23 protein-coding genes and 1 riboswitch are annotated in these 21,816 nt (G+C 53.6%); all 23 genes read left to right on the plus strand.

The window, feature by feature from the left end; all coding sequences use genetic code 11:
* The first annotated feature begins 43 nt into the window (after nt 1–43).
* Nucleotides 44–1,282 (plus strand): FtsW/RodA/SpoVE family cell cycle protein, encoded by a 1,239-nt coding sequence (locus tag ABID47_RS23300; RefSeq protein ID WP_251678276.1) that lies wholly within the window; start codon nt 44–46, stop codon nt 1,280–1,282.
* A gap of 83 nt (nt 1,283–1,365) precedes the next feature.
* Nucleotides 1,366–2,562 (plus strand): FtsW/RodA/SpoVE family cell cycle protein, encoded by a 1,197-nt coding sequence (locus ABID47_RS23305; protein WP_354500255.1) that lies wholly within the window; start codon nt 1,366–1,368, stop codon nt 2,560–2,562.
* Nucleotides 2,563–2,878: 316 nt separating this feature from the next.
* Nucleotides 2,879–3,601, plus strand: a complete 723-nt coding sequence (gene spoIIR, locus ABID47_RS23310; protein ID WP_354500449.1) for a stage II sporulation protein R — start codon at nt 2,879–2,881, stop codon at nt 3,599–3,601.
* A gap of 196 nt (nt 3,602–3,797) precedes the next feature.
* A complete protein-coding gene (locus ABID47_RS23315) occupies nt 3,798–4,880 on the plus strand; it encodes an L-threonylcarbamoyladenylate synthase (protein WP_354500453.1) in 1,083 nt (360 codons plus the stop codon).
* Nucleotides 4,881–4,966: 86 nt separating this feature from the next.
* Nucleotides 4,967–5,527, plus strand: a complete 561-nt coding sequence (locus ABID47_RS23320; RefSeq protein WP_076174701.1) for a manganese efflux pump MntP — start codon at nt 4,967–4,969, stop codon at nt 5,525–5,527.
* Between the two features lie 39 nt (nt 5,528–5,566).
* Nucleotides 5,567–6,154, plus strand: coding sequence for a low molecular weight protein arginine phosphatase (locus ABID47_RS23325; RefSeq protein ID WP_076174699.1), 588 nt, complete (start codon nt 5,567–5,569; stop codon nt 6,152–6,154).
* A 109-nt stretch (nt 6,155–6,263) separates the two neighbouring features.
* Nucleotides 6,264–6,345: riboswitch (ZMP/ZTP riboswitch) on the plus strand.
* A 147-nt stretch (nt 6,346–6,492) separates the two neighbouring features.
* Nucleotides 6,493–6,948 carry a ribose 5-phosphate isomerase B gene (rpiB, locus tag ABID47_RS23330; protein WP_089549712.1) on the plus strand — a complete coding sequence of 152 codons (456 nt, stop codon included), beginning with the start codon at nt 6,493–6,495 and terminating at the stop codon, nt 6,946–6,948.
* A gap of 21 nt (nt 6,949–6,969) precedes the next feature.
* The gene (locus tag ABID47_RS23335; RefSeq protein ID WP_116233566.1) at nt 6,970–7,584 is read left to right on the plus strand and encodes a TIGR01440 family protein; all 615 of its coding nucleotides are present in this window, start codon (nt 6,970–6,972) and stop codon (nt 7,582–7,584) included.
* A 62-nt stretch (nt 7,585–7,646) separates the two neighbouring features.
* Nucleotides 7,647–8,894: a serine hydroxymethyltransferase gene (gene glyA / locus ABID47_RS23340; RefSeq protein ID WP_145139594.1), complete on the plus strand. Its 1,248-nt coding sequence runs from the start codon at nt 7,647–7,649 to the stop codon at nt 8,892–8,894.
* A 579-nt stretch (nt 8,895–9,473) separates the two neighbouring features.
* On the plus strand, nt 9,474–10,103 hold the full coding sequence (gene upp, locus ABID47_RS23345; RefSeq protein WP_076174689.1) for a uracil phosphoribosyltransferase: 630 nt from the start codon (nt 9,474–9,476) through the stop codon (nt 10,101–10,103).
* A gap of 15 nt (nt 10,104–10,118) precedes the next feature.
* Nucleotides 10,119–11,279 (plus strand): non-hydrolyzing UDP-N-acetylglucosamine 2-epimerase, encoded by a 1,161-nt coding sequence (gene wecB / locus ABID47_RS23350; RefSeq protein WP_354500259.1) that lies wholly within the window; start codon nt 10,119–10,121, stop codon nt 11,277–11,279.
* A gap of 177 nt (nt 11,280–11,456) precedes the next feature.
* The gene (locus tag ABID47_RS23355; protein WP_076174685.1) at nt 11,457–11,711 is read left to right on the plus strand and encodes an AtpZ/AtpI family protein; all 255 of its coding nucleotides are present in this window, start codon (nt 11,457–11,459) and stop codon (nt 11,709–11,711) included.
* Complete coding sequence (locus ABID47_RS23360; protein WP_076174683.1) at nt 11,704–12,081, plus strand: ATP synthase subunit I; 378 nt, start codon at nt 11,704–11,706, stop codon at nt 12,079–12,081. Before ABID47_RS23355 ends, ABID47_RS23360 begins: the two co-directional genes overlap by 8 nt.
* Before the next feature lie 30 nt (nt 12,082–12,111).
* Nucleotides 12,112–12,921 carry a F0F1 ATP synthase subunit A gene (gene atpB, locus ABID47_RS23365; RefSeq protein ID WP_354500261.1) on the plus strand — a complete coding sequence of 270 codons (810 nt, stop codon included), beginning with the start codon at nt 12,112–12,114 and terminating at the stop codon, nt 12,919–12,921.
* Between the two features lie 89 nt (nt 12,922–13,010).
* Nucleotides 13,011–13,235: a F0F1 ATP synthase subunit C gene (gene atpE, locus ABID47_RS23370; protein WP_036706394.1), complete on the plus strand. Its 225-nt coding sequence runs from the start codon at nt 13,011–13,013 to the stop codon at nt 13,233–13,235.
* A gap of 142 nt (nt 13,236–13,377) precedes the next feature.
* Complete coding sequence (gene atpF, locus ABID47_RS23375; protein ID WP_116233470.1) at nt 13,378–13,866, plus strand: F0F1 ATP synthase subunit B; 489 nt, start codon at nt 13,378–13,380, stop codon at nt 13,864–13,866.
* The gene (locus ABID47_RS23380) at nt 13,863–14,411 is read left to right on the plus strand and encodes a F0F1 ATP synthase subunit delta (protein ID WP_089549717.1); all 549 of its coding nucleotides are present in this window, start codon (nt 13,863–13,865) and stop codon (nt 14,409–14,411) included. The genes atpF and ABID47_RS23380 overlap by 4 nt, the downstream gene beginning before the upstream one ends.
* Before the next feature lie 16 nt (nt 14,412–14,427).
* The gene (atpA, locus tag ABID47_RS23385; protein ID WP_076174674.1) at nt 14,428–15,942 is read left to right on the plus strand and encodes a F0F1 ATP synthase subunit alpha; all 1,515 of its coding nucleotides are present in this window, start codon (nt 14,428–14,430) and stop codon (nt 15,940–15,942) included.
* Nucleotides 15,943–16,121: 179 nt separating this feature from the next.
* A complete protein-coding gene (gene atpG / locus ABID47_RS23390; protein WP_076174672.1) occupies nt 16,122–16,985 on the plus strand; it encodes an ATP synthase F1 subunit gamma in 864 nt (287 codons plus the stop codon).
* Nucleotides 16,986–17,232: 247 nt separating this feature from the next.
* Complete coding sequence (atpD, locus tag ABID47_RS23395; RefSeq protein WP_145028066.1) at nt 17,233–18,636, plus strand: F0F1 ATP synthase subunit beta; 1,404 nt, start codon at nt 17,233–17,235, stop codon at nt 18,634–18,636.
* Between the two features lie 53 nt (nt 18,637–18,689).
* Nucleotides 18,690–19,094 carry a F0F1 ATP synthase subunit epsilon gene (locus tag ABID47_RS23400; protein ID WP_076174668.1) on the plus strand — a complete coding sequence of 135 codons (405 nt, stop codon included), beginning with the start codon at nt 18,690–18,692 and terminating at the stop codon, nt 19,092–19,094.
* 343 nt (nt 19,095–19,437) lie between these two features.
* On the plus strand, nt 19,438–19,695 hold the full coding sequence (locus ABID47_RS23405) for a DUF1146 family protein (RefSeq protein ID WP_354500266.1): 258 nt from the start codon (nt 19,438–19,440) through the stop codon (nt 19,693–19,695).
* A 398-nt stretch (nt 19,696–20,093) separates the two neighbouring features.
* On the plus strand, nt 20,094–21,449 hold the full coding sequence (gene murA, locus ABID47_RS23410) for a UDP-N-acetylglucosamine 1-carboxyvinyltransferase (protein ID WP_145162902.1): 1,356 nt from the start codon (nt 20,094–20,096) through the stop codon (nt 21,447–21,449).
* The last annotated feature ends 367 nt before the right edge of the window (nt 21,450–21,816 follow it).

Below are 21,816 nucleotides of genomic sequence, written 5' to 3' on the forward strand. Positions count from 1 at the left end.
CCTCTACAATGGAACTACCTATGTTTTCCCTGGAGGAAAGGATATGCTGCGCAAACTGAAACAATTGGATTTCGCCGTCATGCTCGTGCTGCTCTGCCTGATGGCATTCAGTCTGACTTCCATATACAGCGTCACCGCCGGCCGGCCCAAAACCGATCTATATTCGGTGCGGATGGCCGTCTATTACGTCATCGGCTTTGCAGGGTTTCTGGCGACTTCGCTCGTCAATTATAAGCTGCTGATCAAATATGCACTGTACGTGTATATCTTTGGCCTGATGCTGCTCTTATTCGTCCTGTTTGCCGGTAACGAATACTACGGTGCCCGCGGCTGGCTCACCCTTCCCGGGGGACTCAGCCTGCAGCCGGCCGAACTGTTCAAGCTGTTCCTGGTCATTTTTCTGTCCAGCCTGCTGTTGAGGAAAAATCGAGACCGGTCCCGCGGCCTGTATTTCTGGCGGGATGTCGTGCCGATGGGGCTCCTCACCTTGGTTCCGCTTATGCTTGTGATGGCGCAAAATGACCTGGGGAACGCGCTCTGCTATCTCCTCATTCTGGTAGGGCTCCTGTGGATCGGCGGTATCCGGTATGTCCATGCGCTGATCGGGTTCGCCGTGGCCTTTGCCGCCATCTTCGGCGGAATTCAGGCGTACATTCATTATCATGACGAGGCGGCGAAGCTGTTCAAGTCCATTGGCCGCGAGCATTGGATCGCGCGTTTTGACCCATGGCTCGTTCCGGACAAAGCTTCCCGTGACGACAGCTGGCAGACCTACAACGCCAAGCTGGCGATCGGGTCGGGCGGCCTGGACGGCAAGGGCTACATGCAGGGGACGACGATCCAGTCTGACGGCCGGGTTCCGCTGGCTTTTGCCGACTCGATCTTCGTCCAGATTGCCGAGGAGTACGGATTTATCGGCTCGTCGGCGCTGCTGCTGCTGTATTTTATTCTGATCCACCGCATGATTCTGATTGCCGCGGACTGCCGCGACCGGGCGGGGCCATACCTGATTACAGGCATTATCACGATGTTCATTTACCAGATTTTTGTCAACATCGGCGCCTTTATCGGTCTGATGCCGCTGACCGGCATTACGCTGCCTTTTATTAGTTATGGCGGCACCTCACTGGTGATCAACATGGTCAGCATCGGGGTGGTGATGAGTGTCCGGATTCACGGGCAGGAGGAAGAGGAACTGCTCCCGCTGCAGAACGAACCGGCTCCGGCCACAGGAACGGGCAAAATTTTGCGCCTCATCCGGGATGGATTTAACAGGAATTGAATATGGCATGGCTGTTCTATTACAATAGACAGGTACGCATCAGGGGCAACGAGGAGCGGAAGGCTCCGCACAGGAGGATAGCCATGCTTCAAAAGCTGAAAAAAGTGGATTATGTCGTCGTTTTTATTCTTTTGATTTTCATGGGCATCAGCATCATGTCCATTTACAGTGTCACACAGGGGACGAAGTTTGCCGGTTCCCATATTAAAATGATCGAGTTTTACGTGCTTGCCTTCATCGCATTTTTCGGGCTGGTTATCGTCGATTACAAGCTGCTTGTCAAATATGCGCTTTATCTGTATTTGTTCGGGTTGGCCCTGCTCGTTGCGGTTAACTTCATCGGGACCGACGTCAACGGCGCCCAAGGCTGGATCAAGATGGGAAGCTTCAGTTTGCAGCCTGCGGAGCTGTTCAAGCTCATCCTGATTATTTTTCTGACGTATATCATTATGCGCAAAAATAAATCGAGGCTCTCGTTCTGGCATGACGTCGTCCCGATCGGACTGCTGACGTTCGTGCCGTTTGCGCTCGTTATGGTTCAGAATGACCTCGGGAACGCGCTCAGCTACGTTCTGATTTTGCTCGGACTGCTCTGGATCGGCAACATCAAGTTTTGGCATGCGCTGATTGCGCTGGTGGTGTTGGGGGCCGTCGCCGTCGGAAGCATTTTTTCTTACATTCATTTTCACGACAACATTGAGAAGTTTATGAAGGACATCGGGCGGGAGCACTGGACGGAACGTCTCGACCCATGGCTGGTGCCGGATAAGGCGACGGCCAAGGCGTCCTATCATACGAAAAACGCCAAGCTGGCGATCGCATCCGGCGGCATGGTGGGCGAAGGGTATATGAAAGGGTCCTCGGTTCAATCCGGACGCGTGCCGTATACTTATTCGGACTCTATTTTCGTGGAAATCGCCGAGGAATTCGGCTTCGTCGGTTCATCGGTCGTACTGCTGCTCTATTTTATCCTGATCCACCGGATGATTCTGATCTGTCTCGAGTGCCGGGACCGGGCAGGGCCGATTCTGATCGTGGGCATTATCGCCATGATGCTCTATCAGATCTTCGAAAATATCGGCGCCTTCATCGGCCTGATGCCGCTGACCGGGATTACGCTGCCGTTTATCAGCTACGGCGGAACCTCGCTGCTGATCAATATGGCGAGCATCGGGATCGTCATGAGCGTGCGCGTTCATGGGGAGGAAGTGGACGACGAGATGCTGACCCCCGCTAAGGGGACTGCTGCTCAAGGCGGACAGGCCAAAGCCGGCATGTGAAGCTGATGATTTACAAGAAACGACCGTTTTCGACAAGTCCTCGGGCTTGGGAAGGCGGTCTTTTTTTGCGGGTAAGAAGCTCGTAGAAAATACTAGATAAGATGAATTCGAGTATTTCTTTTCATTCCTTGTTTCCAAGGGGAATACCCGTGCCAAAGTTGGATTTCTTTAATTTCAATCTATATATAGATTGCTAGGTTTAGACTCTACCATTCCCGGACATACTGAGAACTATCATAGATTTGTTCTGATAGAGAGGGGCCCGGGGAAAATGGAAAAGACGATGAAGCAGGGGAAATATAGAGGGCAAGATTGGCTGCGCGACTTGGTGAAGGATACCGCCATTATTTTTTGTATTTTGTTTATGATCGCCATGATGTGGGAGAGCCAAAAGACCGACGCGGCCGTGGCCGGCGGGCCGATTCCGCAGGAATCCATCCGCCTGCGCATCCTGGCCAATTCCGATAATCCGGATGACCAGCTGGTCAAACGCGAGATTCGCGATGCCGTAGTAGCGGAGATGAACGGCTGGGTACAGGAGCTTGAGGACCCGCAAAGCCTGGATCAGGCGAGAACGACAATCCGGGAGCATTTGCCGGAACTGAACGATCTGGTGGGCCGTGAGCTGGAGAAGAGAGGCATTCATTACGATTACCATGTTGAGCTGGGCATCGTGCCGTTTCCGACCAAACTGTACGGCGGTACAGTGTATCCAGCCGGGAACTATGAAGCACTCCGGATCACACTGGGGGCAGGCAACGGTCAAAATTGGTGGTGCGTGCTGTTTCCTCCGCTCTGCTTCATTGATGCGGCCAGCGGAGATGCTGCGGCTCAGCCTGCCGATGCCAAGGCTCAGCCCGCGGATGCCAAGGGTGACACTAAGGGCGCCGTGACCACGGCGTCGGCCAAGGTGACGGATACGGCAGCCGCTCAAGCCTCCGGGAAAGCAGCTGCCGATGCTTCCCAGCCGGAAGTTCGCTTCTTCCTGGTAGACATGCTCTCCGGGTTGTGGTCCTGGCTGACGGGGCTGTTCGCTTAGGAACTAGCGGCCATCCTGTCCAGGGGCATGCGTCATGGAGATTTTGCAGATGTGCTATAATAAAACATACCAATTTCGATGACAGGAATGAACAACGATGAAAGGTTTGAACCAAGGGCAGGATGGAGGAGGCGCTCCTTCCGCCCATGATGCAAATAAGAGCCATGCCACACCGGTATGGGATGTGACCGTATTGATGGGACGCAGCACCGCTGCCGCAGAAGCGGAGAGGGAAGCGGTGTCCCGTGCAGAGCAGTCGATCGGCCGGGCAGCCGCCATTCTACGGGATGGCGGTACCGTTGCTTTTCCGACCGAAACCGTCTACGGCCTTGGGGCGGATGCCCGGAATACGGAGGCTGTCGAGGCGATTTTCAAGGCCAAGGGCCGTCCGTCCGACAATCCGCTTATCGTCCACATTGCGGATGCAAGCCAATTGGACGGGCTCGTGACGGAGGTCAGCGATACGGCGCGGCGGCTGATGGCGGCCTTTTGGCCCGGCCCGCTGACGCTGGTGCTGCCGCTCCGTCCGGGCGTGTTGTCCCCGCGGGTAACAGCGGGGCTGACGACAGTCGGCATCCGGATGCCGGACCATCCGATCGCACTGAAGCTGATCGGTGAATCCGGCTGTCCGGTGGCGGCGCCAAGCGCCAACCGCTCGGGACGGCCGAGCCCGACGCTCGCGAGCCATGTCGAGGAAGATTTGAGCGGGCTGATCGACGGTATTCTGGACGGAGGGCCGACTGGGGTCGGCCTTGAATCCACCGTTGTGCAGGTCCAGGAAGACGGCAGCGTCACCGTTCTCCGGCCCGGCGGCATTACGAGCGAGCAGCTAGCCGCCGCTTCCGGGACGGCAGTGACGACTGATCCGGGAATCGAACGCTCTCCGGATGAAGAGGAGATTGTCGCTCCGAAATCGCCCGGCATGAAATATACGCACTACGCTCCCAAGGGTGCGCTCACCATTGTGCAGGGCGGCACGCCGGAGCAGGTATCCGGCTGGATCGATGAGCAGCTGAAGGCAGCGGCGGGACGCGGGGAGAGAACCGGCGTGATGGCATTCGAGGAGCATATCGGCCGTTACGCCGCGGATTGCGTGCAGTCCCTTGGCAGTCTTGCCGGACTGGAAGCGGCCGCCCACCGGCTGTACGCCGCTCTTCGCCGCATGGATGAAGAAGGCGTGACGTTTATTTTGTCGGAAGCCTGCCCGGAAGAGGGGCTGGGCGCCGCCATCATGAACCGGCTCCGCAAGGCCGCCGGCCAGCGGGTTGTGCGCTTGTGACCTCTCGCCGCACCTTTTAAGAGACATCATTTACCTCTTGTCCGCATATGGTTGTACAAGAACCTAACGGACATGGGGGAATAGGGATGTTGGAGACTTCTGCCGGTTTAGGGCAGCTAATGACTATCATGATAATGGCCGTCGCATTAGGACTGGATGCATTCTCTCTGGGCGTAGGAATCGGCATGAAAGGAATCCGGCTGCTGCATATTCTCAAGATCAGCCTGCTGATCGGCCTTTTCCATGTGTTGATGCCGCTGCTGGGAATGTTTATGGGATATTACGTCAGTTCGCTGCTTGGACAAGTTGCCGCCCTGGTTGCCGGCGGGCTGCTTGTGCTGCTGGGTGGACACATGGTCCTGAATTCCTTCAAAACAAGCGAAACGCGAATGGTGGATCACCGCTCTTTGCTGGGGATGCTGCTGTTTTCGCTCAGCGTCAGCATTGACTCCTTTTCGGTAGGCGTATCCCTGGGGATGTTTGAGAGCAACCGGATTCTGACCGTGCTGGCTTTCGGGATCTGCGGGGGCGCGATGGCCGTGCTTGGACTCCTGCTCGGCAGGAGGGTAAGCCGGAATCTCGGCGAATACGGGGAGGCCCTTGGCGGCGCGATTTTGCTGGCATTTGGCCTCGCCTTTATCTTCTGATACAATATCGGCAAAGACACTTCGGGAGGTGCTAGAGACGTGAAGCATATTTTGTTTGTCTGTACGGGTAACACGTGCCGCAGCCCGATGGCCGAAGCTCTGCTTCGCAAGCTGGCCAAGGAGCGCAGCGTTCCGCTCGAAGTCCGTTCGGCCGGCGTGGCCGCCCTTGAAGGGACACCCATCTCGCGTCATGCGGAAGCGGTGCTGCGGGATCACGAGATCGATGAGCATTTGACCGCCAAGCCGCTCAGGGCCGACACGGTGGATTGGGCGGATTTGATTTTGACACTGACCCAGGGGCATAAACAGCATGTGATCCGGAGCTTTCCGCTCGCGGCTGACAAAATTTATACCCTGAAGGAATACACCGAAGATGACGAGAACGTGATCAAGGACCTGCAGGAGCTCGACAGCCTGTACGCCACCTGGGAAATGAAGCGGGCGCTCGGACAGCAGCTGGAGGACGAGGAACGGGAGCGGCTGATCGAGATCCAGCAGCGGATCCCGAGCTTTGATATTTCGGACCCGTTCGGCGGGTCCCGCGACGATTACGATGTAACCGCCGCAGAAATCCGCGCCGCTATCGAGCGGCTGCTGGATAAGCTGGAGGCGTTCCGTACATTTTAAGAAACAAGCTTAAATTAGCGCTTGGGCGGGAGCCTAGGCCTGAAAAAATGGAGTAAATTTGCAGATTGATTTTCATCGCGTCATGCTTTATGATGAAGGTGAAAAACATCGGTTCCGGTGTAACTGGCGACAATGTGGATCCAACCACGATGGAGCACCGGAATATACGGCCGGTCGCCTGGGCAAAAGAGCAATTCTGCGGAATGATCCGCGGACTGCTCTTTTTTTCGTCTAGTGGCTGCAAATGAGTTATAATGGTACAAGAAGTCACGGGAATACCGGGGAGCGCTAGATTCGTTTCTCTGTATTGCGCGAAATTTTAGGAGGTTTTTCGAAAGATGAAAATTGCTGTTGGAACAGATCATGCGGGTATACGTTTGAAAGAAGACATCATTGCCGTGATCGAAGGAATGGGGCATCAAGTTGCGGATGTGGGATGCGGATGCACGGATTCCGTGGACTATCCCGACTATGCTCTCCCTGTGTGCGATCTGGTTACCAAAGGCGAGGCCGACCGGGGAATCCTGATCTGTGGAACAGGCATCGGCATGAGCATCGCGGCGAACAAGGTTCCAGGCATCCGGTGCGCCTTGGTCCACGATGTGTTCTCGGCGATTGCCACCAGGGAGCACAACGACTCCAACGTGCTGGCGATGGGCGAACGCGTCATCGGTCCAGGTCTGGCCCAGGAAATCGTCAAGGCTTGGCTGGGCACGGAGTTCAGCGGCGGCGAGCGTCATGTCGGGCGCGTGAACAAGATTAAAGCGATTGAAGAGCGGTATCTGCACAATTAGGGAGGTTTTCTCATGGAAAGCATGTCAGGTGGCAGTCCATTGGAAGTTTCGCTGGGAGAACAGGTATCCCAAATTCTTCATGAGCTGGTGGAAGCCGCGGGGCTTGGCCCTGGTAAGGTACTGGTTGTCGGAACGAGCACCAGTGAGGTGGCCGGGAAACGCATCGGCACTTCTGGGGCACTCGGGGTTGCTGAGGAGCTGCTGCAGGCGATCGGCGAGGTCCGGGCCAAGTTCGGCTTCGACACGGTGTTTCAGTGCTGCGAGCATTTGAACCGGGCGCTTGTGATGGAGCGTTCCGTACTGGAGCGCCTTCGTTTAACCGAGGTCGCTGCCGTTCCTGTTCCGAAAGCGGGCGGCTCTATGGCTGCCGCTGCTTACCGTTCCATGAAGGAGCCTTGCCTGGCCGAAGCGATTGAAGCTCACGCGGGCATCGACATCGGCGAGACGATGATCGGCATGCATCTGCGGCGAGTGGCGGTACCTTTCCGCCCGACCCTGCGGTATGTGGGGCATGCGCGTGTGAATGCGGCCTACACGCGGCCCAAGCTGATCGGCGGCGAACGGGCGGTGTACCGTCTGGATGAAGAAGCCGGCAGAGCCGACCGTGACGGCGGCAGTTCAGATCTTTGCGATTAACATGAGCGGATGATTGAAACGAACATTTTATTTTGAATTCCAATAAGGGAGGAACTATTAACATGGATCAATTGCGTAAGAAGGACCCGGCTGTACTCGAGGCCATGAATTTGGAACTGAAGCGTCAGCGTGCAAACATCGAGCTGATCGCATCTGAGAATATTGTCAGTGAAGCGGTTATGGAAGCCATGGGCTCCGTCCTCACGAACAAATACGCCGAAGGATATCCGGGCAAGCGGTACTACGGCGGCTGCGAGCGCGTCGATATCGTCGAGGATATCGCCCGTGACCGTGCGAAAGAACTGTTCGGAGCCGAGCATGCCAACGTGCAGCCGCACTCCGGTGCGCAGGCCAACATGGCCGTATACCTGGCAGCGCTGAAACCAGGGGATACCGTACTCGGGATGAACCTTGCCCATGGCGGACACCTGACACACGGAAGCCCGGTGAACGCTTCCGGTCTGCTGTACAACTTCGTCGCTTACGGGGTCCAGGAAGATACGTTCCTCATCGATTATGACGAAGTCCGCAAGCTTGCGTTCAAGCATCGTCCGCGCCTGATCGTCGCCGGTGCGAGCGCCTATCCGCGTACGATTGATTTCGAAGCTCTCGCTTCGATCGCCAATGACGTGGGCGCGCTGTTCATGGTCGACATGGCTCATATCGCGGGCCTGGTTGCAGCCGGGCTTCATCCGAACCCGGTGCCTCACGCCCATTTTGTCACGACGACAACGCACAAAACGCTCCGCGGTCCGCGCGGCGGCATGATTCTGTGCAAGCAGCCTTGGGCTGCGGCCATCGACAAGGCCGTGTTCCCGGGCACGCAAGGCGGTCCGCTGATGCACGTTATCGCGTCCAAAGCCGTAGCCTTGGGCGAAGCGCTGGACCCATCGTTCAAAACGTATGCCGAAAACGTGGTGAAGAACGCCAAAGTATTGGCTGAGACGCTGATCAGCGAAGGCCTGAACATCGTATCCGGCGGCACGGATAACCACCTGATGCTGGTGGATACCCGCAGCGTAAACATTACAGGGAAAGACGCCGAGAAGGTGCTGGACTCCGTCGGTATCACCGTCAACAAAAACGCCATTCCGTTCGATCCGACCAGCCCGTTCGTGACGAGCGGAATCCGGATCGGTACGCCGGCTGCGACTTCCCGCGGCATGGATGAAGCGGCTATGGTGACGATCGGCAAAATCATCGCCATGACGCTGAAGTCGCCTAAGGACGAAGCCGTGCTGTCCAAAGCAGCGGCGATGGTGAAGGAACTGACGGATCAATATCCGCTGTATCCTGAACTGAACTACTAATAGGACACAGATCTTGAGAAGTGCAGGTCTGTGAGAAAATAAGGGACTGGGGAATATTCTCCGGTCCCTTTTTTTAGAGATAAGGAAGTATAAATTTTCCGAGGTTCCGAGGCTAAACATCCTGATCTCGCAAAAGAAACTCCCGCTAAACGCGGTCTGTCTTCTAAGAATGTACGCCGATAAAACGTTTTTCTTTTCGCTCTCAGAAGCCGTATAGGTCAATAAACCTTTCTGCCTTCACAGCGGATGTGTGCCTTCACACTCTTAGAGTGGCTTTTATATAGTAATTCAGAGGAAGCTGCTAGATTTTAGACTGGTAGATGCGAAGGGCAGATGTCAGATTGGCGGGTCTTTACGGGGTGCTTACACCATGCCGGTTCCCTTGCGCGGTCTTTCGGTTAACGTTTAAGCCGGCTGATCTTTGGGCCAGAATAAACATATCTTTCTTGGGTGCAAAATCATTTCCAGGAATGATATAATAAATAAGATTTGTGTACTTGCATGTATCGTATGCGAATGGGCATCTAACTAACCGGCAATGACAGCACTTAGACTTACGATTTAACCGGAGGGACTAACATGGGAAAACTGGTGATTTGTGATCACCCTTTGATTCAACACAAACTGACATTTATCCGCGATGTGCGGACGAACACGAAAGATTTTCGCGAACTGGTCGATGAGGTTGCTTCCTTAATGGCTTACGAAATTACACGCGAGGTTCCGCTCGAGTCGGTGAAGGTGCAGACACCCGTCGCTGAGATGGACGGCAAGGTTCTGGCGGGCCGTATGCTCGGTCTGATTCCGATCCTGCGCGCCGGGCTCGGCATGCTCGACGGCATGCTGAAGCTGATTCCCGCCGCCAAGGTGGGACATGTCGGCCTGTTCCGCGATCCGGAAACACTGCAGCCTGTCGAGTATTACACGAAGCTGCCGACGGACGTGACCGAGCGCGAGCTGATCGTCATCGATCCGATGCTGGCGACAGGCGGATCAGCTATTGCCGCGATCGACGTCCTGAAGAAGCGGGGGTGCACCCAGATCAAGATGATGAACCTGATCGCCGCGCCGGAAGGAGTCAAAGCCGTGCAGGAAGCCCATCCAGACGTGGACATTTATGTGGCGGCCCTGGACGAGAAGCTGGACGATCACGGTTATATCATTCCGGGACTGGGAGACGCCGGAGACCGGCTGTACGGAACCAAGTAAGGAGAGGGAAACCATATGTCAAAAATTAAAGTAATGACGATCTTCGGGGTGCGCCCGGAAGCCATCAAGATGGCTCCGCTCATCTTAGAACTGCAGAAGCATCCCGAACATATCGAATCCGTCGTCTGCGTAACGGCCCAGCACCGTCAGATGCTGGATCAGGTGCTCGAGGTGTTCAAGATTACGCCGGATTTCGATCTGGACGTCATGAAAGAGAACCAGACGCTGAACGAGGTGACCATCCGCGTTCTGCAGGGCCTGGAGCCGGTTTTGAAAGAGGCCAAGCCTGATATCGTTCTGGTGCACGGAGACACGCTGACGACCTTCCTGGCCAGCTATGCGGCCTTCCTGCAGAAGATCCAGGTAGGACATGTCGAAGCGGGTCTGAGAACGTGGAACAAGCTCTCCCCTTATCCGGAGGAGATGAACCGCCAGCTGACCGGCGTGCTTGCCGATCTTCATTTTGCCCCGACGGACTGGTCTGCAGGCAACCTGAAGAAGGAGAACAAGAACGAGTCCCACATTTACGTGACCGGCAATACCGTTACCGACGTATTCCAGTACACCGTCAAGTCGGATTATCACCATCCGGTGCTCGAATGGGCGCAGGGCAAACGGCTGATCCTGATGACGGCGCACCGGCGCGAATCGCAGGGCGAGCCTCATCTGAACATCTTCCGTGCCGTGAAGCGGATCGCCGACGAATTCGACGATATCGCCATCGTGTATCCGGTCCATCCAAGCCCGGCGGTCAAAGAACCGGCGCATCAAATTTTGGGCAATCATCCAAGAATTAAGCTGATTGAACCGCTGGATGTTGTAGACTTGCACAATTTTTATCCGCATACGCATCTGATCTTGACGGATTCCGGCGGTCTTCAGGAAGAAGCTCCATCCTTCGGTGTGCCGGTGCTGGTGCTCCGTGACACGACCGAGCGTCCGGAAGGCATCGAGGCGGGAACGCTCGAGCTGGTCGGAACGGATGAGGAACAAGTGTACGGACGGACGAAGCATTTGCTGACCGATCAGGAGGCCTATAATGCGATGAGCGGCGCCGCGAATCCTTACGGAGATGGCAAGGCATCCCAGCGGATTGTCGACGCGATTTTGCATCATTTTGGCATCAAAAATGAACGTCCGGAACAATTTCACAGAATGTTCACAAAGGAAAGTTAAGCCATATTCTGAGGGCAAAGGGTACAGCATACAGTTAAACTGTACGGTTGACACGGATTTGCGGGCTTTTTGCAGTGATTTAAGTCACATTTCCAGCCAGTTTCGACACGGATTTGTTCAATTGACAAACTCTCGGGTCATTCAGTAAAATGAACTGGGATTAGAGGGTGGACAGAGATGAATCAACCTGATAAGCCGCAAAAATCCAATAAAAATGCTGCAAGCCCTCTGAAGTATGCGGGCCTTGTAAGCGCCATCGGAATCGATCTGGCCGCGTGTACTTTAGGGGGCTTTTATCTCGGCTCCTGGCTGGACAAGATTTGGGGAGGACCCGGACTCTGGATTGCATTCGGAGTTTTGCTGGGTCTGGCGATTGGCGGCGTAAGCGTTTTTATGATCACCAAGGCAGTCATGGGGGAAAGTGATGAGTGAACTATGGAAATACCGCAGGGTATTGACTAGAGCGACACTTTATTTCCTGGCTCTTTGCTTCTTGGGTGCTGCTGTCTTCCCGCAATACCGGAGTATAGCGCTGGGTATGGTGCTTGGCTCCAGTGTCAGCCTTGCCAATAGCTTTTATTTGGGCTATAAAGTGCAAAAAGTGTTGGATTCAGTCGAAGGCGGGGGCGGCAAGAGAGTAAATATGGGTTTTCTGACCCGTGCAGCCCTCAGTGTGCTGGCCGTCGTTGTGGCCTATCAAAGGCCGGAGACGTTTAACCTGTATGCCGTAGCGGCAACACTGGTATTGGCACAGTTTCTTCTCTTATTCATAGGGATTCGATTGTCTCGTAAACAGGAGTAGACCTTCAACTGAGAAAGGGGTGAGAAAAACATGCATACATCACCGATTATTGAATTGGGCGGCATAAAATTCGACCTTTCCACAATCCTGATGCTCATCGTAACCTCCGTAATCGTGTTTGTGATCGCGAAGCTGGCAACCCGTAACTTGTCAGTCGAAAACCCGGGGAAATTGCAGAATTTCATGGAATGGACGGTGGAATTTGTCCAGAACCTGATTTCCAGCACGATGGATTGGAAGAAGGGGAAGCACTTTCTGTCCCTTGGATTGACGTTTATTATGTTTATCTTCGTCGGCAACCTATTGGGTCTTCCTTTTGGTATCGTTACAGGAGTCCACGATCCGGAACATGCGCATATCTTTGGCAAAGAAATCGTATCTGTCACCGAAGAATTTGCGAAACATCCGGATGTAGAAGAAGTCGAGCTGGCTTGGTGGAAATCACCTACGGCTGATGCCTCGGTTACCATGGGGCTCGCGTTTATCGTATTCTTCCTTTCGCACTTCCTGGGAATGACCAGAAATACAAAGAGTTATTTCAAGCACTATTTCCAACCTTACTGGTTCTTCTTCCCGATCAACGTTATCGAGCAGTTTGCGAAGCTGCTGACGCAGGGCATGCGTCTATTCGGTAACATCTTCGCGGGTGAGGTGCTGATCTCGGTTCTGTTGAAATTGACCGCAATTGGCGCAGGCGGATACATCGCTTCCGTGCTCGGTCTCATTGTTTGGCAGGGCTTCAGTATTTTCGTCGGCGCCATCCAGGCCTTCGTCTTCACGATCCTGACGATGGTTTATATCTCTCAGATGATCGAGAGCCACGACGAGCACGAACATTAGCTTCAAAGTTAAGCTTGGAGTTTTCTTTCTTCACTCTTAACTAAACATAAATAATAATAAAATACACATCTCTAAGGAGGATTTTACAAATGGGAGTTTGGGCATTTCTTGCAGCTGCGATTGCAGTAGGTTTGGGCGCACTTGGCGCAGGTATTGGTAACGGTCTGATCGTAAGTAAAACGGTTGAAGGTATCGCTCGTCAGCCAGAAGCGAAATCCACGCTTCAAACGACAATGTTTATCGGTGTAGGTCTGGTCGAAGCCCTTCCAATCATCGGTGTCGTACTCGCGTTCTTGTTCTACGCAGGAGCTTAATTTAAGCAGTAAGGTTTGGCGGGGAAGGCCACGGCCATCCGCGCCTTCTTTTTAGCCGTCAGATAAGGGAGGTTCTTGGATCCTTCCTTATCTGATTGTCTGATGAACAAGATTGAACGTGCACCGGAAAGGAGTGACTAGATTGAATATTATCCCTTCGTCTTTCATTGTGGCATTGATTGCGTTTGTGATTCTGTATTGGCTCCTGAGCAAATATGCTTTCGGTCCGTTGTTCTCCATCATGGAGAAGCGCCGTGAGCTTGTGACGAGTCAAATGAACGAAGCGGCACAAACCCGCGAACAAGCCATTGCTTACGTAGAAGAACAGAAAAAAGCTCTGGAAAATGCGCGCAAAGAGGCTTACGACATTATCGAGCAATCCAGACAAACGAGCAGCAAACAGGCTGACCAGATTATGGAACAAGCCAAAGTGGAAGCTGCCCGTATTAAAGAGGACGCTGTCCGCGATATCGCAAGCGAAAAGAACAAGGCGGTTCAGGAGCTGCGCAGCGAGCTGGGCGCCGTATCCGTGAAGATCGCATCCAAGCTGCTTGAGAAGGAAGTCAGCAGCGACAAAGCTCAGGAAGAGCTCGTGGACCAGTACCTTAAAGAGGTAGGGGGCAGACCATGAGCCGGGAGACAATAGCAGCCAAGCGTTATGCGAAGGCGCTGTTTGAAGTGGCTGCGCAGCAGCAGAAAACGCTGGAAGTGGAGCAGGAGCTCAAGGCCGTCGTTGGGGCCATTACCCAGGATGACGAGATCCGCCGTTTTATCTCCACGCCCAACATTGCCGTATCGGTGAAACTGGATGTGCTGAAGAAGGCCCTTCAAGACAAAGTATCCCAGCCGGTCATGAACACCGTTGATATGCTGATCGAGCGGGGCAGAGCGGATCTGTTCGCCGACCTGCTGGACAGCTACGTTCGGATCGAAGGCGAAAGCCTTGGACTTGCGGACGCCACGGTGTACTCCACCTATCCGCTGAGCGACCAGGAAATCGAAACGGTTGCCGCGGAGTTTGGAGCATTGGCTAAGAAGAAAATTCGCGTAACCAACGTGATTGATAAAAATCTGCTCGGCGGTGTAAAAGTCGTCATCGGCGATATGCTGTACGACGGCAGTTTGGCAGGGAAGCTGGAACGGCTTGAAAAGTCTTTTAACAGACTAGCACAGTAGATAGGGGTGAAGACACTTGAGTATCAGACCTGAAGAAATCAGTACGCTGATTAAAAGTCAAATTGAACAATATAAATCTGACATCGAAGTGGCCGAAGTCGGCACCGTTATTCAAGTAAGCGACGGTATCGCCCGTATTCACGGGATCGACAATGTTATGGCCGGTGAGCTCGTCGAGTTCGCCAACGGTGTTGTAGGCCTTGCGCTGAACTTGGAAGAAAGCAACGTAGGTGTCGTTATCCTCGGACCTTACACGGAAATCAAAGAAGGCGACCAAGTAAAACGTACCGGACGCATCATGCAGGTTCCTGTTGGGGAAGCTCTGCTCGGACGCGTTGTCAACCCGCTTGGTCAGCCAGTGGACGGCAAAGGACCGATCGAAGCTTCTGCTTATCGTCCGGTTGAGAGCAGCGCGCCAGGCGTTATCGACCGTAAATCGGTTCATGAGCCAATGCAAACCGGTATCAAAGCGATTGACGCTCTCGTGCCAATCGGCCGCGGACAGCGCGAGCTGATCATCGGTGACCGTCAAACGGGTAAAACCCAAATCGCGATCGATACAATCATTAACCAAAAAGGCAATGGCGTGAAATGTATCTATGTCGCCATCGGCCAAAAGCAATCGACGGTTGCGCACGTCGTGGAAAACCTTCGCCGTCACGGCGCTCTGGACTACACGATCGTCGTTACCGCATCGGCTTCCGAGCCTTCTCCGCTCTTGTACATCGCTCCTTATGCGGGCTGTGCAATGGGTGAGTACTTCATGTACAAAGGCGAGCATGCCTTGATCATCTATGATGACTTGTCGAAGCAGGCAGCGGCATACCGCGAATTGTCCCTGCTCCTCAGACGTCCTCCAGGCCGCGAAGCTTATCCTGGTGACGTATTCTATCTGCATTCCCGTTTGCTGGAACGCGCGGCGAAGCTGTCCGATGAACTCGGCGGTGGTTCATTAACCGCTCTGCCTTTCATTGAAACACAGGCGTCCGACGTATCCGCATATATCCCAACCAACGTTATTTCGATCACGGACGGACAGATCTTCCTTGAGTCCGAACTGTTCTATGCTGGACAGCGTCCGGCGATCAACGTAGGTATTTCCGTATCCCGGGTAGGTAGCTCCGCGCAGCTCAAGGCGATGAAAAAAGTCGCCGGCGGTTTGAAGCTGGATTTGGCCCAGTACCGCGAGCTTCAAGCGTTCTCCCAATTCGGTTCCGACCTTGACAAATCCACGCTGGCCCGTTTGAACCGTGGTGCGAGACTGATGGAAATCCTCAAGCAGGGGGTTAACCAGCCGCTCAGCGTTGAGCAGCAGGTAGCCAGCTTGTACACGGCAGTCAGAGGACACCTGGACGACATTCCTGTCGGCGACATCCGTCGTTTCGAGAGCGAATTCCTGGCGTTCCTTGAAAGCAACCATCCTGAGATCATGGCGTCCATCCGCGATACCAAAGATCTGGTTGCCGACAACGAAACGGCTCTGAAAGCGGCTATTGATAAATTTAAAAGAGGCTTTGCTGTGATGGCGTAAGCCTGGACGTGAACCGGGCCGCAAGGCTCGGGTTCATCTTTTTAGATATGCGCATCGAAGTCTGCTTTGACGATGTCAAAGCGCAGTAAATGCTTTCGAAGTAACTTTAGCTTTGCTAAAGTACAGTTTCGCTTACGAAGTTAGCTTTGACTGCGTCAAAGCTTGAAGGTGGTGAAAACATGGCAAGAGGATTACGCGAAATTAAACGTCAGATCAAAAGTATTCAAGGCACGAAGCAGATCACGAAGGCGATGGAAATGGTCGCTGCCTCCAAGCTGAGAAGAGCCCAGGAGATGGCGCAGCATTCCCGTCCTTACTCCGAGAAGCTGAAGGAAGTGGTCTCCAGCATCGCGTCCGGTACCAAAGGCATCAAGCATCCGATGTTTGAGAAACGTCCCGTGAAGAAAACCGGATACCTGGTCATCACCTCCGACCGCGGTCTTGCGGGCGGTTCGAACGCCAACGTGTTGAAGCTTGTCTCGACGATGATTAAGGAACGCCATAAGTCCAACGACGAATACGAATTGTTCGTGATTGGACGGAAAGGCCGCGACTACATGCGTCGCAGAGAGCTTCCAATTGTGAAAGAGGTTACGGACTTGTCCGACACGCCATCGTTTGCCGACATCAAGTCGATCGCTTCCGCAGCGGTCCGCGAGTTTGAGGAAGGCAAAATCGATGAGCTGTACGTCATCTACAACCGCTTTGTGAACGCGTTGACGCAAATTCCGGAAGCCAATCTGCTCCTGCCGATGGACAGCATGGAATCCGCAGCTTCTCCGGTGGCCAGCTACGAATACGAGCCGTCTCCGGAAGCCGTTCTGGAAGCGCTGCTTCCTAAATATGCCGAAACCTTGATCTTCAGCGCACTGCTGGACGCCAAAGCCAGTGAGCTGGGTGCCAAGATGACGGCGATGGGCGCGGCGACGAAGAATGCGACCAAGCTGATCAACGAATTGACGCTGTCTTACAACCGTGCGCGTCAGGCGGCGATCACGCAGGAAATTACGGAAATCGTATCTGGTGCGAACGCTCAGGTATAAGATTTTTAGACGGTGCCCTATTTTCAAATAACAGTTTTCATAACCCGGGGTGCTTGTCCGCGTATGGAGAAGCCCCGCCTGGTTTTCAGCAGCAAACTCATCCTTAATCGGTCTGTCGGCTTCGGTTACCTGCGATAGACATGATCTATATTTCATAATAGAACTTTGCACGGAGCATACCGTTAAGCCGCATGGCTTACGATTTAGGTTTGCGAATACAGCAGACTTGTAGGAGGGAACAAAAAAGATGAACAAAGGACGCGTTGTCAGCATTATGGGTGCGGTTGTCGACATCGAATTCGAAAGAGGTCAACTACCGGAAATCTACAATGCAATTAAAGTTGAGGGCACAGTCGCTGGCGGACGCCAGATTGACTTGACTCTGGAAGCTTCAAACCATCTGGGCGATAACATGGTGCGCTGCATTGCCATGTCTTCCACTGATGGACTCGTTCGTGGTATGGAAGCAGTGGATTTGGGCGGCCCAATTACAGTTCCGGTAGGATCCGCTACCCTCGGACGCGTATTTAACGTACTGGGTAAGCCGATCGACGAAGCGGGCGAAGTGACTTCCGAGGTTTCCAGCCCGATTCACCGTGAAGCACCAAAATACGACGAACTGTCGACCCAAGCAGAAATGCTGGAGACAGGAATCAAGGTTATCGACCTTCTCGCTCCTTACCAAAAGGGCGGTAAAATCGGTCTCTTCGGTGGTGCCGGCGTAGGTAAAACCGTTGCGATCCAGGAATTGATTAACAACATCGCTCAGGAACACGGCGGTATTTCCGTATTCGCGGGTGTAGGTGAACGTACCCGTGAAGGGAACGACCTGTACCACGAGATGAGCGATTCCGGCGTTATCAGCAAGACGGCGATGGTATTCGGACAGATGAACGAACCGCCGGGCGCCCGTCTTCGCGTGGCATTGACAGGTCTGACGATGGCGGAATACTTCCGTGATCAAGAGGGCAAAGACGTGCTGCTGTTTATCGACAACATTTTCCGCTTTACCCAAGCCGGTTCCGAAGTATCCGCCCTCCTCGGACGGATGCCTTCCGCGGTAGGTTACCAGCCAACGCTGGCAACCGAGATGGGTCAGCTTCAAGAGCGGATCACTTCCACGAAAAAAGGTTCCGTTACGTCGATCCAGGCGATCTACGTGCCTGCGGATGACTATACGGACCCGGCTCCAGCTACAACGTTCGCCCACTTGGACGCAACGACCAACCTGGAGCGTAAAATTTCCGAGATGGGTATCTATCCGGCGGTGGATCCGCTGGCATCGAGTTCCCGGATCCTGACGCCTGAAATCGTGGGCGAAGAGCATTACAACGTCGCTCAAGGCGTTAAGCGTCTCCTGGCCCGTTACAACGAGCTTCAGGATATCATCGCCATCCTCGGTATGGATGAGCTTAGCGAGGACGACAAGCTGATCGTAGGCCGTGCCCGCCGCGTACAGCGTTTCTTGTCCCAGCCATTCCACGTGGCCGAAGCGTTTAACGGCATGCCGGGTATTTATGTACCGGTTAAAGAAACGATCCGCAGTTTCAAGGAAATTCTCGAAGGCAAGCACGACGACCTTCCTGAAGCAGCCTTCCTCTTCGTTGGAACGATTGAACAAGCCGTAGAAAAAGCGAAGACGTTGGAATAGTGTCCTGCCGGGAGCTAACTGCTTCCGAAGTGAGCATTCAGGGAGGGATGTAAGTGAGCACCTTTTTATTGGAGATCGTCACACCGGACCACGTGGCTTATTCCGGAGAGGTGGACAGCCTGGTTGTACGCGGTGTGGAGGGTGAGCTCGGCATTTTGCCGAACCACATTCCGTTGGTCACCCCGCTGCGGGTTGCTCCGATTGCCGTGACGAGCGGCAAGAAAACCACCGAGATCGCGGTTAACGGCGGCTTTGTTGAAGTACGTAAAGACAAGGTTGTCGTTCTGGCTGAGAGCGCAGAGCTTCCTGAAGAGATCGATGTTGAACGCGCACGTGCCGCCAAAGAGCGGGCCGAGCGCCGTTTGGCAGCGGGCAAGCAGGATGAGATCGATTTCCGCCGTGCGGAAATGGCCCTGCAAAAAGCGATTAACCGGATCAATGTGGCCGGTCGTAAATAATAGTACAGAGAGCCTGTCTCGTTAAAGAGACAGGCTTTTTTATTGAAACAGGAAAATCCGAAGGTATAGTTCCTATGAAACCAGGGGATTCTTCTGTCATACAATCCCCAAATTCCATATAGAATATTGGTGCTGACTAGTTCAAATGACCTATTTATTTCCGAGGAAATTAGACAGAAAGCGCTTTACGATAAATTATTCAAAAATAAAGGAATTGGAACTGGATTCTTGAGGTCAAGGCAAGTATTATATAATAGTCCCTTGATGAGCTTGGTTGCTGGAAGGGACACCCAGCGTTCATCGTTATTCTTTTTTTAAATCAAGTGATGATGGAGGTAAGGGCATGGATTCGGACGTATCACAGAACATATCAAGCACCATCGGAGTCAGCGGTCTGATGTCCATTGTGGTGTCTTTGTTCTGCATCGGTTTGTCTTGGTGGGCGCTCCAGAACTTGAAGCTGGACCTGTTTATCAGGCATCCGAAGGGAGCTCAAGGGAGGCTGCTGCAGCTGCTGCTGGCGGTAGTACTGGGGCATTTCGTCGCTAAATTTCTGCTCGATTATATCGGCTGGAGCAACATGATCCGGTATATGTTTTAAGCCGTCAACGTTTGGTTATATCACTGATAGGCTGCTTGTAGGACTTCAGCAACTGAACATGGTTGAAAGATGTCGAATAATAACATTTTTTTATGTCAACAATGAAAAAGAACAGTTTAGGTAAGGCTGGCGGTTCCACTTGCCGAAGGTGGCAGGACAGCCTTACACGTTTAAAAAAGATGTGGACCTGGAACCGAAAAAGTCTGATTTCGTAACTCATCCCGCTTAGCGTGTCCTGATGCCGGCTGGCTTGAAGCGATAGTTCCTCCGGAGCATATTCGCCAAAAAACGCTTGTATCCGTCAAAAGGTCAGTGTTATGATGGAAGTTAGGGAATTAGCAATGTAATTTCTTGAATATCCAGAAATAAAGGAAAAATTGGACGCGGAGGGAATCATGATGAGCAAATTTATCGTCCGCGGTGGCAATAAACTGACCGGAAGCGTGAAAGTCAGCGGGGCAAAAAATTCTGTTCTTCCGATCATCGCTGCCTCTCTTCTTGGGGAAGAAGGAGAAAGCATCATTATCGATGCGCCTCCTCTTGACGATGTAATTACAATCAGTAAAGTATTGGAATCCATAGGTGCAGTCATTACATACGAAAACGATGTAATGAGGGTCAATGCCCAAACGATTTCCTCATGTGAGGCACCTTATGAGTGGGTGCGGAAGATGCGGGCGTCTTTTCTGGTCATGGGTCCTCTGCTCACGAGAATGGGCCATACGCGGATTTCACTGCCGGGCGGGTGTGCCATCGGTACAAGACCTATCGATCAGCATCTGAAGGGCTTTGAAGCGCTGGGTGCCGAAATCAGCCTGGGACAAGGATACATTGAAGCGAAAAGTAATGGCAGACTGCGCGGGGCCAAGATCTATCTGGACGTGGCCAGCGTAGGCGCTACTGAAAATATTATGATGGCCGCCACGCTGGCTGAAGGCGTGACGGTGATCGAAAATGCGGCGAAAGAGCCGGAAATTGTCGATTTGGCGAACTACCTGAACGGCATGGGCGCGAAAGTGCGCGGCGCCGGTACAGGTATTATCCGGATCGAAGGCGTGGAGAAGCTGCACGGTACCGAGCATACGGTCATTCCGGATCGGATCGAAGCAGGCACCTACATGGTGGCAGCCGCGATTACCGGCGGAGACGTGTACGTGGAAGGCGCGATTCCGGATCATTTGGGTCCGGTGATTGCCAAGCTTGAGGAGATGGGCGTTGAGATCGAACCAGGCGAAAACGGCGTACGCGTGAAGGCGAACCATCCGCTCAAAGCGGTTGATATCAAGACGCTGCCGTATCCGGGCTTCCCGACCGACATGCAGTCGCAAATGATGGCGCTGCTGCTCAAGTCGGAGGGCACGAGTGTCGTGACCGAAACGGTGTTTGAGAACCGCTTTATGCACGTGGACCAGTTCCAGCTGATGAATGCGGAGATCAAGGTTGAGGGCCGTACGGCCATCGTAACCGGCGGTGCCAAGCTGACAGGCGCCAAGGTATGCGCTACCGACCTCCGGGCCGGAGCAGCGTTGATTCTGGCGGGCCTCGTGTCGGAAGGGACGACAGAGGTCAGCGGTACGCATCATATCGACCGGGGCTATGTTCACCTGGCTGAGAAGCTGCAAGGCCTGGGAGCCGATATTTGGCGGATTTCCGTCGATGAGCCGACCTTGACTCAGCCGGTAGCGGCTAAGAAAGAGGCGGACAGCAAAGAAGAGGAAGTCAAGCTGGTGAATGTGCAGCCGACTTGGGTGTAAGTCCTTATTTGATCTTGTGATAGGCGGAACATTTTACTGGAAACGATTCATTGTACTGTAAACAAACAAATGGCCGGAGCTACGCGGCCATCCACCATAAGCAGCTGAGAAAAGACCAGGCCCATTGCGGCCTGGTTTTTTCTGTCGTAAATGTCCCGTTTGATACCCCCTGGTCCCCCGTCCAACTTGTCCGCGATCCACCATCTCCTTCGTTTTCGTCACCCCAATCAAAGTCCTTCTTATTATAAAGAGAGCTTTCCGAGTGAATGAACGATCCTAGTCGATATCACGGGGCCGTTTCGGCTCTGGGCCAGTTCATACTTCTTCTTATACAATGCAGGGTATCTGGTTCTGACCCAGCCTATTT

This window comes from Paenibacillus favisporus (assembly GCF_040545415.1).
GTDB lineage: Bacteria > Bacillota > Bacilli > Paenibacillales > Paenibacillaceae > Paenibacillus_AQ > Paenibacillus_AQ favisporus.

Excerpts from the sequence above, each read along its gene's own strand:
- atpG (WP_076174672.1), top strand. The coding sequence starts at position 16,122 with ATGGCAAGAGGATTACGCGAAATTAAACGTCAGATCAAAAGTATTCAA.
- ABID47_RS23320 (WP_076174701.1), top strand. The coding sequence starts at position 4,967 with ATGTTGGAGACTTCTGCCGGTTTAGGGCAGCTAATGACTATCATGATA.
- atpE (WP_036706394.1), top strand. The coding sequence starts at position 13,011 with ATGGGAGTTTGGGCATTTCTTGCAGCTGCGATTGCAGTAGGTTTGGGC.
- upp (WP_076174689.1), top strand. The coding sequence starts at position 9,474 with ATGGGAAAACTGGTGATTTGTGATCACCCTTTGATTCAACACAAACTG.
- ABID47_RS23305 (WP_354500255.1), top strand. The coding sequence starts at position 1,366 with ATGCTTCAAAAGCTGAAAAAAGTGGATTATGTCGTCGTTTTTATTCTT.
- glyA (WP_145139594.1), top strand. The coding sequence starts at position 7,647 with ATGGATCAATTGCGTAAGAAGGACCCGGCTGTACTCGAGGCCATGAAT.
- rpiB (WP_089549712.1), top strand. The coding sequence starts at position 6,493 with ATGAAAATTGCTGTTGGAACAGATCATGCGGGTATACGTTTGAAAGAA.
- ABID47_RS23335 (WP_116233566.1), top strand. The coding sequence starts at position 6,970 with ATGTCAGGTGGCAGTCCATTGGAAGTTTCGCTGGGAGAACAGGTATCC.
- ABID47_RS23380 (WP_089549717.1), top strand. The coding sequence starts at position 13,863 with ATGAGCCGGGAGACAATAGCAGCCAAGCGTTATGCGAAGGCGCTGTTT.
- ABID47_RS23315 (WP_354500453.1), top strand. The coding sequence starts at position 3,798 with ATGGGACGCAGCACCGCTGCCGCAGAAGCGGAGAGGGAAGCGGTGTCC.
- ABID47_RS23300 (WP_251678276.1), top strand. The coding sequence starts at position 44 with ATGCTGCGCAAACTGAAACAATTGGATTTCGCCGTCATGCTCGTGCTG.
- ABID47_RS23405 (WP_354500266.1), top strand. The coding sequence starts at position 19,438 with ATGGATTCGGACGTATCACAGAACATATCAAGCACCATCGGAGTCAGC.
- ABID47_RS23355 (WP_076174685.1), top strand. The coding sequence starts at position 11,457 with ATGAATCAACCTGATAAGCCGCAAAAATCCAATAAAAATGCTGCAAGC.
- atpD (WP_145028066.1), top strand. The coding sequence starts at position 17,233 with ATGAACAAAGGACGCGTTGTCAGCATTATGGGTGCGGTTGTCGACATC.
- murA (WP_145162902.1), top strand. The coding sequence starts at position 20,094 with ATGAGCAAATTTATCGTCCGCGGTGGCAATAAACTGACCGGAAGCGTG.
- ABID47_RS23360 (WP_076174683.1), top strand. The coding sequence starts at position 11,704 with ATGAGTGAACTATGGAAATACCGCAGGGTATTGACTAGAGCGACACTT.
- atpB (WP_354500261.1), top strand. The coding sequence starts at position 12,112 with ATGCATACATCACCGATTATTGAATTGGGCGGCATAAAATTCGACCTT.
- wecB (WP_354500259.1), top strand. The coding sequence starts at position 10,119 with ATGTCAAAAATTAAAGTAATGACGATCTTCGGGGTGCGCCCGGAAGCC.